This is a genomic window from Campylobacter concisus (assembly GCF_002913715.1).
Lineage (GTDB): Bacteria > Campylobacterota > Campylobacteria > Campylobacterales > Campylobacteraceae > Campylobacter_A > Campylobacter_A concisus_AG.
The window spans coordinates 775,135-787,144 of the sequence record NZ_PPCE01000009.1 but is presented as its reverse complement, the minus strand read 5'-3'; the positions used below and the strand labels follow the sequence as shown (position 1 = coordinate 787,144).

General features: G+C 40.8%; 11 protein-coding genes. All 11 read left to right on the top strand.

Features of this window, described 5'->3' with window-relative positions; genetic code table 11:
• Window positions 1-36 precede the first annotated feature (36 nt).
• The 11 genes from mltG (at window position 37) to CYO92_RS07885 (ending at window position 12,004) form a co-directional block, all read left to right on the top strand.
• A complete protein-coding gene (mltG, locus tag CYO92_RS07935) occupies window positions 37-981 on the top strand; it encodes an endolytic transglycosylase MltG (protein WP_103588652.1) in 945 nt (314 codons plus the stop codon).
• An 83-nt stretch (window positions 982-1,064) separates the two neighbouring features.
• Window positions 1,065-3,239 carry an NADP-dependent isocitrate dehydrogenase gene (locus CYO92_RS07930; protein ID WP_103588651.1) on the top strand — a complete coding sequence of 725 codons (2,175 nt, stop codon included), beginning with the start codon at window positions 1,065-1,067 and terminating at the stop codon, window positions 3,237-3,239.
• Between the two features lie 4 nt (window positions 3,240-3,243).
• Window positions 3,244-4,137: a malate dehydrogenase gene (locus CYO92_RS07925; RefSeq protein WP_103588650.1), complete on the top strand. Its 894-nt coding sequence runs from the start codon at window positions 3,244-3,246 to the stop codon at window positions 4,135-4,137.
• An 8-nt stretch (window positions 4,138-4,145) separates the two neighbouring features.
• Window positions 4,146-4,457 (top strand): 4Fe-4S dicluster domain-containing protein, encoded by a 312-nt coding sequence (locus CYO92_RS07920; protein ID WP_087578845.1) that lies wholly within the window; start codon window positions 4,146-4,148, stop codon window positions 4,455-4,457.
• Entirely contained in the window at window positions 4,454-5,584 is a 1,131-nt protein-coding gene (locus CYO92_RS07915) for a 2-oxoglutarate synthase subunit alpha (RefSeq protein WP_103588649.1), read from the top strand. Before CYO92_RS07920 ends, CYO92_RS07915 begins: the two co-directional genes overlap by 4 nt.
• The gene (locus tag CYO92_RS07910; protein ID WP_103588648.1) at window positions 5,574-6,419 is read left to right on the top strand and encodes a 2-oxoglutarate ferredoxin oxidoreductase subunit beta; all 846 of its coding nucleotides are present in this window, start codon (window positions 5,574-5,576) and stop codon (window positions 6,417-6,419) included. Before CYO92_RS07915 ends, CYO92_RS07910 begins: the two co-directional genes overlap by 11 nt.
• A complete protein-coding gene (locus tag CYO92_RS07905) occupies window positions 6,416-6,967 on the top strand; it encodes a 2-oxoacid:acceptor oxidoreductase family protein (RefSeq protein WP_103588647.1) in 552 nt (183 codons plus the stop codon). The genes CYO92_RS07910 and CYO92_RS07905 overlap by 4 nt, the downstream gene beginning before the upstream one ends.
• Window positions 6,968-7,267: 300 nt before the next feature.
• On the top strand, window positions 7,268-9,298 hold the full coding sequence (locus CYO92_RS07900; protein ID WP_103588646.1) for a TonB-dependent receptor: 2,031 nt from the start codon (window positions 7,268-7,270) through the stop codon (window positions 9,296-9,298).
• A gap of 90 nt (window positions 9,299-9,388) precedes the next feature.
• The gene (locus tag CYO92_RS07895; RefSeq protein WP_103588645.1) at window positions 9,389-10,228 is read left to right on the top strand and encodes a class I SAM-dependent methyltransferase; all 840 of its coding nucleotides are present in this window, start codon (window positions 9,389-9,391) and stop codon (window positions 10,226-10,228) included.
• The gene (locus tag CYO92_RS07890; RefSeq protein ID WP_103588644.1) at window positions 10,221-11,231 is read left to right on the top strand and encodes a FecCD family ABC transporter permease; all 1,011 of its coding nucleotides are present in this window, start codon (window positions 10,221-10,223) and stop codon (window positions 11,229-11,231) included. The genes CYO92_RS07895 and CYO92_RS07890 overlap by 8 nt, the downstream gene beginning before the upstream one ends.
• Window positions 11,228-12,004 (top strand): ABC transporter ATP-binding protein, encoded by a 777-nt coding sequence (locus CYO92_RS07885; protein ID WP_103588643.1) that lies wholly within the window; start codon window positions 11,228-11,230, stop codon window positions 12,002-12,004. The genes CYO92_RS07890 and CYO92_RS07885 overlap by 4 nt, the downstream gene beginning before the upstream one ends.
• Window positions 12,005-12,010: the final 6 nt, after the last annotated feature.

Genomic DNA, 12,010 nt, shown 5'->3' with positions numbered 1-12,010 from the left:
CCGTATTTTAAAAGCAAAAGAAGCGAAAGAATTAAAATGATAAAAAATTTTATAAAAAAGCCGTATCTGGATATTTTCTTTGATATCGTACTCATCGTTGTCCTAAGCGTATTTGTCTATTTGGCACGCCCCATAAACACGAGCAAAGTCGTCTTTGTGCCAAAGGGAAGTGTGGGCGAGATTATATCTTATTTAGCTAATCGCAACTTTAACTTAAGCGTGATAGACAAGTACGCCATACTTTTTATTGGCTCTCCGCAATCTGGCTGGATAGAGATCGGCCAAGATAAAATTTCAAGGGTTGATTTTTTAAAAAAACTTGCAAAAGCAAAAGCAGCTTTAACCGAGATAACGCTAATACCAGGTGAAACGACTATCATTTTTTTAAACCAGATCGCCGCCCAGCTAGGACTTGATCCAGTTAAGCTAAATAGCGAATATAACGTCCTTGCTCCAGTGAGTGATGGCTTTTTGATGCCAAATACATATAAAATTCCAATAGGCATCAGCGAAAGGCACCTTGCTTTTTATCTTGTAAATTCATCAAGAAAGGCTCAAAGCGAGATCAGCAATAAAATTTTTGGCGAATACAATGAGAAAAAATGGTTTAAAATTTTAACGATCGCTTCGATCATTCAAAAAGAGGCTGCAAACGACGCTGAGATGCCACTTGTCGCCTCAGTCATTTATAACCGCCTAAATAAGGGCATGAGGTTGCAGATGGACGGCACACTAAACTACGGAATTTATTCACACGATGTGATCACGGCTGAGCGTATAAGAAGCGATATGAGCGAGTTTAATACCTATCTAAACGACGGCATTCCGCCAAGTCCAGTCTGCTGCGTCTCGATAAGTGCGATCAAAGCGGCGATAAACCCTGCAAAGAGCGATTATTTATACTTTGTGCTTGATAAAAAGGCGAAAAAACACATTTTTTCAAAAACCTTAAGCGAGCACAACCAAAATATAGGAAAATAGAGCTAGAATTTGCGGCAAATGCCTAAAATACAACGAGATTTAATAAAGAAAGTGATAAATTTTAAAAAAATAAAAGGGCTAAAATGAGTGATATTATCTGGACCAAAACTGACGAAGCACCGCTATTTGCAAGCTATTCTCTCTTTCCTATCGTAAAGAGCTTTTTATCTCGTGCTGGCATTAGCATAACAAGGGCTGATATCAGCTTGGCTGGGAGAATTTTATCTCTTTTTAGCAAAGAGCTTGGACTAAATAAGGCCGATGAGCTAGAACTTTTGGGTGAGCTTACCAGTCACAAAGAAGCAAATATCATAAAACTGCCAAACATTTCTGCCACGCTCGTTCAGCTAAAAGCAGCGATAGAGGAGCTTAGAAGCAAGGGCATAAATGTGCCTTTTTATCCAGACGAGATCATCACAGACTACGATGAAGAGGTTGCTAAAAAATACCAAAAAGTGCTTGGCAGCGCGGTTAATCCAGTGCTTAGGCAAGGAAACTCAGATAGAAGGGTCTTGCCACCGGTTAAAGAATTTGCTAAAAAACATCCTCACAGTAACGGCGACTGGGACAAGACAAATAAGACAAAAATTTGCTACATGCAAAAGGGCGATTTTTATGAGAATGAGCGCTCAATTATCGCCAGTAAAGATGAGAAATTTTATGTAAATTTCATAAGTTTGGATGGCAAAAAAGAGCTTTTAAAAGAGCTTGCTATCCAAAGCGGCGAAATAGTTGATGCTACATATTTAAGTGTAGATGAGCTTGATAAATTTTATGAAAGCTGTTTTGAAGAGGCAAAAAAAGAGAATTTGACCTTGAGCCTGCACCTAAAATGCACGATGATGAAGGTTAGCGACCCAGTCATCTTTGCTCACGCGATAAAGAGCTATTTTAAAGAGGTTTTTGAGCTATTTGGTGAGGAGTTTAAGGCTCACGGAGTTGAGGCAAAAAATGGCTTAAAAGATATGTTTTCTAAAATTTCTCAGCTTAAAAATAAAGATGAAATTTTGGCTAAATTTGATGAAATTTTGAGCAAAAAAGCAAAAATTTGGGCACTAAATGAAAATGCTAGCAACTTTGATGTGCCAAATGACGTCATCATCGACGCCTCCGTGCCAGCACTCATTAGAAACTCTGGCAAGGTAAAAGATAGAAGTGGCGAGCTAAATTTCTCGCTTTGCATGATCCCAGATAGAACATACGCTAGGGTTTATGAGGCTTGCGTAGCGGACTTTAAGGAGCATGGCGCGCTTGACGTGAGCAAGATCGGTAGCGTAGCAAACGTGGGGCTCATGGCTAAAAAGGCTGAGGAGTATGGCAGCCACGATAAGACTTTCATCGCAAAAGAAGACGGAGAATTTGTTGTTTGTAACGAGGCGGGAGAGAGTGTCTTTAAATTTAGTGTTAAAAGTGGCGATATTTTTAGGATGACGCAGGCAAAGGATGATGCGATAAATGCGTGGTTTGAGCTAGCTTTAAAAAGAGGCGAAATTTCAAAAGATGAGCTTATTTTTTGGCTAGATAGTAGCCGTGCTCATGATAGAAATTTGATAGCTAAATTTGAAAGATTTAGAGAGAAATTTGCTAGCGCTGGCGTAAAATTTGAAATTTTAAACTACGAGCAAGCAACTAAAAAATCGCTTGAAGCAATAAGAGCTGGTAAAGACGTTATAAGCGTAACTGGTAACGTTTTAAGAGACTATCTAACCGATCTTTTTCCGATATTTGAGCTAGGCGGCAGCTCAAAAATGCTCTCAGTTGTGCCGTTACTTGCTGGTGGAGCGATGTTTGAGACTGGTGCTGGTGGGACGGCTCCTACGCTTGTAAAAGAGCTAAAAGAGAGAAATCACCTACTTTGGGACAGCTTAGGCGAGTTTTTGGCGCTTAGTGCTTCGCTTGAACATTTAGCATTTTTGAGGCAAAAAAAAGAGGCAAAAGAGCTAAGCGATGCGCTAAATAGAGCCGTTGCTAGCTATTTGGACGAAAACAAAACTCCAAATGCTACTCTTGATACCAGAGAGTCGCACTTTTATCTAGCGATATTTTGGGCAAGAGAAATGGCAATAAGTGGCGGAATTTTAAGTAAAATTTTTGAAAATTTAGCAGACGGGCTAGAGAAAAATGAGAGCGAAATTTTAAAAGAGTTAAGACAAAATGATGGTGCAAGCGTGGAATTTGGCGGATATTATTTGCCAGATGAAGTGAGGGCAAATGAGGTCATGAGACCAAGTAAAATTTTAAATCAAATAATAGGATGAGAAAATGAAAATAAGTATAGTTGGAGCTGGAAACGTCGGTGCGAGCATAGCTTATGCGCTTTGTATGAGAGAAGTTTGCGATGAGATCGCGCTTGTAGATATATTTGGCGATGTGGCGCGTGCAAAAGCGATCGACCTAGCGCAGTCAAGCTGCGTCTTTAGCGCAAAAACTAGCGTTTGTGGTGGCGATGATTTTGTGCTAATTGAAGGTAGTGACATCGTCATAGTCACAGCTGGAAGCCCAAGAAAAGAGGGTCAAACTAGAGAGGACTTGCTACTTAAAAACGCCGTAGTCGTAAAGCAAACAGCACAAAAGATAGCTGAGTTTGCCAAAAACGCAGTGATAATAGTCGTCACAAATCCGCTTGATGTGATGGTCTGGACGGCTCATAAATTTAGCGGTTTTAGCAAAAACAAAGTGATCGGCATGGCTGGCGAGCTAGATAGCGCAAGGTGCAGATATGAGCTAGCGCTTTTAAAAGATAAAGACGCCAGCAAGCTAAGAGCAAAGATCGTAGGCGCTCACAACGACGAGATGATCGTATCAGCTAGCAATATCAGCGAAAATTTAAATGAAAATGAGCTAAAAGCGCTCAAAAAAGAGACAAGCACTGGCGGCGCAAAGATCGTTAAACTGCTTGGCACTTCAGCTTACTACGCACCAGCGGCTGCAGCTGTGAAAATGTGTGAAGCGATCATGGGCAAGAGTGATGAAATTTTAAGTGCTAGCGTGCTTCTTGATGATGAGTTAAGTTGCGGCAGGCCAGTAAGGCTTGGACGCGAGGGCTTAAAAGAAATTTTAGAGCTAAATATAAATGAAAGTGAGCAAGAGCAGCTAAGTAAAAGCGAAGCTGATATTAGAAAAAACATTAAATTTTTAAAAGAAAATTTGGATTAGGAATATAGATGATAATAAAAGAAAACGTACCTGTTTGGGTCGATGAGAGCAGGTGTAAAGCCTGTGATGTCTGCGTGAGCTACTGCCCAGCAGGCGTGCTAGCGATGAGGCTTGAGCCAAAAGCAGTGCTTGGTAAGATGATAGAGGTCGTCTATGCTGACTCATGTATAGGCTGTCGCGACTGCGAGCTTCACTGCCCTGATTTTGCCATTTATGTGGCTGATAAAGGCTTTAAATTTGCAAAGCTAACCGCTGAGAGTAAAGAGCGAGCTGCGGCCGTAAAGGCAAATAAATTTGCAAAGCTTGGAGAGAGCGCATGAGAGAGCTAGTATCAACTGGAAATGCCCTAGTGGCAAGGGCTGCGGTCGAGTGCGGCTGTAACTTCTTTGGTGGATATCCGATCACTCCAAGTAGTGAGATCGCCCACGAGCTAAGCGTACTTTTGCCAAAACATGGTGGCACATTTATACAAATGGAAGATGAGATAGCTGGGATTTCAGTTTCTCTTGGTGCAAGTGCGAGCGGTGCAAAGGCCATGACAGCAAGCTCAGGTCCAGGAATTTCACTAAAGGCTGAGCAAATAGGCCTTGGCTTTATCGCTGAGATACCGCTTGTCATCGTAAATGTTATGCGCGGCGGCCCTTCAACTGGCTTGCCAACCCGTGTCGCACAAGGCGATATCTTGCAGGCTAAAAACCCAACTCACGGCGATGTAAATATGATAGTGCTAGCACCTAGCAGCCTAGAGGAGTGCTACACTGAGACGGTGCGAGCGTTTAATCTTGCAGCTAGGTTTATGACGCCAGTTATGCTGCTACTTGATGAGACGATAGGACACATGCAAGCAAGGGTGCGTTTGCCAGAGATTAGCGAGCTAGAAATTTATAAAAGAAGAGAATTTAATGGCGAGCCAAAAGAGTATAAACCTTATGAGGCCGCACCAGATGAGCCAGCTACGCTAAATCCTTTCTTTAAAGGCTATCACTACCATATAACTGGGCTTCATCATGGTGCTACTGGCTTTCCAACAGAAGATGGCAAGATCGTTGAATACTCGATGAATAGGCTATTTGATAAGATAAATTTACACACTGATGAGTGCGAGAAATTTGAAGAATTTATGCTTGATGACGCTGAAATTTGTATCATTGCCTTTGGTAGCGTGGCTCTCTCAGCCAAGCAAGCGATACTAAATTTACGTGAAAAAGGGCTAAAAGTAGGGCTATTTAAGCCACTCGCACTTTTTCCAGCTCCAGCTAAAAAGCTAAAAGAGATATCAAATAAATTTAATAAAATTTTAGTCTGCGAGCTAAATTTAGGCCAGTATAGTGGCGAAATTTCAAAGATCATCTTAAGAGATGACTTTGCAAAACTGCTAAAAGCAAACGGCAGACCGATAAGCCCAAGCGAGATCGAGGCAAAGATAGGAGAAATTTATGGCTTTTAATTATGATAAATATTTACGAACAGATAAAATGCCTACTCTTTGGTGCTGGGGCTGTGGCGACGGCGTCATACTAAAGGCGCTCATCCGAGCTATCGACACCATGGGCTGGGACATGAACGATGTTTGCGTGGTCTCAGGCATAGGCTGCTCTGGCCGCTTTAGCGGATATATTGACTGCAACACCATCCACACAACTCACGGCAGAGCCGTAGCCTACGCCACTGGCGTAAAGATGGCAAATCCAGACAAACACGTCATTGTTGTAACTGGCGATGGCGACGGACTAGCGATCGGAGGCAACCACACGATACATGGATGCCGCCGAAATATCGGGCTAAATCACATCCTAATAAATAACTTCATCTACGCGCTAACCAACTCACAAACCAGCCCAACCACGCCAAAAGGCATGTGGACGGTTACAGCACAATACGGCAACATCGATCCTAGCTTTGATGCCTGTAAGCTCGCAACCGCCGCAGGTGCTAGCTTTGTCGCGCGCGGTAGCGTCATCGAGCCAGAGAAGCTTACAAAGCTCTTTGTAGAGGGCTTTAGCCACGATGGATACAGCTTTTTTGATGTATTTTCAAACTGCCACATAAATTTAGGCCGCAAGAACAAAATGGGCGAGGCGGTGAAAAATTTAGAGTGGATAAAGGGCCGCACGACTAGCAAGGTTAAATTTGACATGTTAAGCAATGAGGAGAAAAAGGGCATTTTTCCACTTGGCGTGCTTCACAAAGATGAAGAAAAGATGGAATACACCAAAGCTTACGACATGGTAAGAAAGGCTGCTATGAGCAATGAAGCGATAAATTTTGAGGAGCTAGTATGAAGTCACAATTAAGATTTGTCGGCGTTGGCGGACAGGGCGTCATACTAGCAGGCGAGATCCTCTCAGCTGCTAAGATAAAAGCAGGTGGATACGGCGTCAAGGCATCTACCTACACATCTCAGGTGCGTGGCGGTCCAACGAAGGTCGATATCATCCTTGACGAGAAGGAAATTTTATACCCTTATGCAAACGAGGGCGAGATAGACTTCATGCTAGCAACCGCGCAGATAAGCTACAATGCCTTTAAAAGCGGCGTAAAAGAGGGCGGCGCGATCGTGGTTGAGCCAAATTTGGTAAAAGTAAGCGACGAGGATAAAAGTTACTGGAAAATTTATGAAATTCCTATCATTTCTATCGCAAAAGATGAGGTTGGTAACGTCATCACTCAAAGTGTCGTAGCCCTTGGCGTGGCGGTGGCTATGAGTAAATGTATGGATGAAAATTTAGTGCGTGAAGAGATGTTAGCAAGCGTACCAGCTAAGGTCAAAGAAGCAAATGCTAAAGCTTACGAGCTAGGTCTAAAATACGCAAAAGAGCTTTTAAAATAAATTTTGGCTAATTTTTAGCCAAAATTTCTACTAAAAACAAAAAAATAGCCTTTATTATATTTTTATCAATTATTACTTTTCTTAAAATTTTAAGCATTATTTGTCGATATAAAAGATTATATTTATAGTATTTATTTATCTTATCAAAGCTATGAAATTTTTAAAAATCGTTCTCACAATGCCTTATTTTAGCTTTCTTAAATAAAATGTATTTTCAAATATTTAATAAATTAATAAATTATATTTAAGATTCGTTTTAGTAACATTTCAGATGTAAAATTTTTGTAAAAGGAGTAAAAGTTGAGTTACAAAATCTCAGTTGCAACATGTGCTGCACTTTTGATGTGCAGTGGTTTTTTAAGTCAAGTTTTTGCTGTGCAAACGACAAAACTTGAGGGTATTGAAGTAAATTCAGTCGGTGATAACATCAGCGAGAGTGGTATCGATGAGGGAATTTTAAACAAAAGAGTCGCTGCTGGTCCTTTGGCTGATAAAAAAGTTATAGATATGCCTTATCAAGTAAATACAATTTCAAAAGAGGTTCTTGACAATCAAGGCGTTCAAGCTTTTGATGAAGCTGTTAAATATTTTCCATCAGCACAACTTCAGTACCGTGGCGGTGGCGAAATGGGTCGCCCACAAACTCGTGGCTTTCAAGGCTCAGTCGTAGGTAACGTCCTTTGGGACGGCTTTTACGCAGTTTCTACGACAGCTATACCTATGGTAATGTTTGAGAGCTTACAAATTCAAAACGGACTTGCTGGCTCACTATATGGCGGACAAGATCCAGCAGGTATTTTTAGCTACTCTCGCAAACGTCCTGTTGCTGATTACAACGCTATTTGGACAGATTATATTTCTCGTGGAAATTTGGGTGTAGGATTTGATACATCAAATAAATTTGAAAAAATAGGTTACCGCGGAGTATTTTATTATACAGATGGAGAAAGAGAGCCAAAAGATAGTAAAACTTCACGCCGCCTAGCTTCTATTGGACTTGATTTTTATCCAACTGATGACTTGACGTTTGAGACAAATTTTAGCTACTACAAGCACACTATGGGTGGCTATTATGATGGTGTTAGCTTCGCAAGTAAAGATGGAGTATATCAAGGGTTTTCTCCTATTAGAGCAGGACGAAGAATAGTCGGTGTTAGACATACTGGTATGCCTAGCTTCTCAGATGTAACTACATCAACCAATGATGAGAGATTTATGAGGACTATAACAGCTAGTGGTAAATTTAAATATGCTCCAACTGATAGATGGTATCTTGAGGGTGGCTACCAATGGCAAAAAGCTATCAGGGCTAGGAATGGTGATGGTGCATTTACTGTGCCTAGTGCATTTTTAAAAGCTCAAACAGACTTTAGTACTGGAAGTATTAATCATAACTTTGCTACATCATTAAATGGCTATAAATGGCTATATGGTAAAGATAAAGACGTAATGATGGATATGAAAAATATCTCAGTTGTTGATGATATCGCTCTTAATGATAGTTTAAATGTCATACTCTCAGCTTCAAATACTTGGTTTAAAAAGACTAATTATAAAAAAGATGGTATAAGCTGGGCTGGAAGCGTAGTGTATAAAATCGTGCCTGATTTTAATGTATATTTCACCTATGCTGATAGCTTAAGAGAGGGTGCATCTAAAACTTATGATAAAGTCGGACATCCGCTATATGGACAAACTATTAGCTTTAATCCTTACAGAAGCAAACAATATGAGTTAGGTGTAAAAACCAGAGTAAATGAGATCGACTTTAGTGCTGCTGTGTTTCAAATAACAAGACCAACTTATTATGAAGTTAATGGAATATTTGGAAGACAAGGTGATCAAAGAAATAGAGGAATAGAATTTACAACTGGCGGAAAAATAGTAGATAGTTTAAGCGCTTATGGTGGTATAACATTTATAGATCCAAAAATGAATAAATCAGCAAATCAAAAAGTAGTTGGAAAAACTATCGTTGGTGAACCAAAAGTTCAAGCAAATATGTTATTTGACTATGCAGTGCCAGGTACAAACAAACTTGCATTTACAACAAATTTCCACTACACAGGCAAACGCTATGTTGATGAGATGAATACTGCAAGCGTAAGCGGATACTTTACAACCGATCTTGGTGCTAGATATACTACAAAAGCTTGGATAGGTAAAGAGACATCTATTAGATTTAATGTAAATAACGTATTTGATAAAAAATACTGGGTCAGCATCTTCTCTGGCGATCTTGATGGATCTGTTCCAAGCAGTTATTCTGGCGCAAGCATGTTTAGAGGCTATGGAAGAACCTTCATGCTTTCAGCTCAAGTTAAATTCTAAAACCAAAACTAAAGCCAAATTTATTTTGGCTTTAGGCTCTTTAAATTTGCCCTTTTTGTAGGGCAGATTTAAATAACCAAAGGGAGAAAGATGCAAGGGCTAGTTGATTATCAAGCGATTTTGGAGCGAGTGTTTTCGCCTACTTTGCAAAAAGTAAAGGGCAAAGATGGTGGCGTAAACTGGGATGATTACGCAGATATGTATAACGAGATGACTGGCATGGAGACGGCTTCTACACTAAATTTGCTCTCAAATTTGCCTATCACAAAAGATGATAGCGTGCTTGACGTGGGATGTGGCCCAGCAAGGCTTAGCGTGCCACTTGCAAAGCTAGCAAAGAGCGTAAGCGCGCTAGATCCGTTTGCAAAAATGCTTGAATACGCTAAGAAAAATGCAAAAGAGGCTGGGGTAAAAAATATAAATTTCATCCAAAAAGACTGGAGTGATGAGCAGAGTTTAAAGGACCTGCCAAAACACGACATCGTGCTAGCATCACGCTCGGTTGGGCTTTTTGATATAAAAAAGCTTTGCAAATTTGCTAAAAAATATGTCGTGATGACCTCTTTTTTAATGGATTATCCAAGTTTAAAGACGTTCTGGCAAGACTTCCTAAAAGGGATAAAAGATGAAAATGAGGCAGGTTTTAGTGATAGGAGATTTGGCTACAACTTTATCTTTAACATCGCTTATGACATGGGAGCAAATCCAAATTTAAAGATAATAGACACCATTTTTGAGAGGGATTTTGCTAGCCTTGAAGAGGCGTTTTCTTATTTTAGATTTGTCGGTGAGATCGCTCCTGAAAAAGAAGAAATCTACAAACGAAACGTAGAAAAGTATCTTACTAAGACAAATGACGGATATAAATTTAAAAGAGAGACGAAGAGCTATCTCATCTGGTGGGACGTGCGGGAGATAAAATTTGAGTAGCCAAAAGATCATTTTTGCATTATTTGCGCTACTTTTGTTGGTGCTCTTTTTTTCTCTAGGCATCGGACGCTACGAGATAAGTTACGCTCAAATTTTTGAGTTTATAAGATCAGCTATTTTAAACGAGCAATCAAGCGATGAGCAAGGATATACGGTCTTTACGCTCATTCGTTTGCCAAGGGTGCTTTTTGCCATCTTAGTTGGTGCAGCGCTTGCTAGCTCTGGAGCTGTCTATCAAGGTCTTTTTAAAAATCCTTTAGTCTCGCCTGACATCCTTGGCGTCTCAAGTGGCGCAGCTGTGGGAGCAAGCGTGGCTATCATCTTAAATTTCAACTACATAGGCGTGCAGCTTAGCGCCTTTGGCTGCGGTCTTTTTGCAGTTTTTGCTGTCGTTTTTATAAGCAGCGTCATCGCAAAAGGCAGGTTAAATTTACTCGTGATGGTGCTAACTGGCATCGTCATCTCATCTCTTTTTGGAGCGCTTAGCTCGCTTATAAAATTTCTAGCTGACAGCGAAGACAAGCTGCCAGAAGTTACTTTTTGGCTGATGGGAAGCCTAGCAAGAAGCGGCGGATATAAAAATTTAGCCCTGCTTTTTTGCGTAGTTATGATCTGTCTTGTGCCACTTTTCATGCTTCGCTACAAGCTAAATACGCTTAGTTTTGGCGAAGAAGAGGCTAGGGCGATGGGGCTAAATGTAAAATTTTACAACATCATAATCATCATCGCTTCAACGCTTCTAACCGCTACTTGCGTCTCATTTTGCGGTATCGTGGGCTGGGTGGGGCTCGTCATCCCTCACATTATGCGCTTTGTCGTGGGAGCAAACTTCATCACGCTCTTTCCAGCTTCGCTGCTTGGCGGAGGGCTGTTTTTACTGATAGTTGATACCACTTCACGCAGCTTAATGGCAAGTGAGATCCCACTTGGCGTCATCACATCACTAGTTGGCGCGCCTGTTTTTGTCTATCTACTCTATAAGAGCAAAAAGGGTTTTGCGTGAAATTTAAGATCAAAAATTTAAGCTGTGGCTACGACAAAAAGGTCGTTATAGAAAATTTCAATGTAAATTTACAAGATGGCGACATCTTTTGCCTGCTTGGTAGCAATGGCGTTGGCAAAACAACGACGTTTAAGACGATACTTGGCTTTTTAAAGCCACTTGGGGGAGAGATTTTAATAGATGGCAAAGACGCGCTAAAGATGAGCGAAAAAGAGCGAGCAAGCTTTATAAGCTACGTCCCACAGGCTCACACACCGCCATTTGCTTTTAGCGTTTTTGACGTGGTGATGATGAGTGCAAATGCAAGACTTGGTATATTTGAACGCCCTAGTAAAAAGGATGAAGAGATAGCACTAGATGCGTTAAAGACGCTAAATTTAGAGAGCTTTAAATATAAAATTTACACCGATCTAAGTGGCGGCGAGCGGCAAATGGTGCTGATAGCTAGGGCATTAGCGCAACGCTCAAAGGTGATGCTACTTGACGAGCCAACGGCAAATTTAGACTTTGGCAACCAAATGCGAGTTTTAAAAGAGATAAAAAAGCTCGCAAAGCAAGGCTACATCATCATCCTCACCTCTCATCAGCCAGAGCAGGTCTTTTATCTAAACGCAAAGGTCGCGATGCTTGGGCGTGATAAAAACTACATCTACGGCGAGGCTAGCGAGGTGATGAACGGCAAAAATTTAAAGAAAATTTACGGCGTAGATATACGAGTGGTGAAAAATATCATCGATGAACGCGAGCATTACTCTTGCGTTATGGTGGATTAAAAGGAG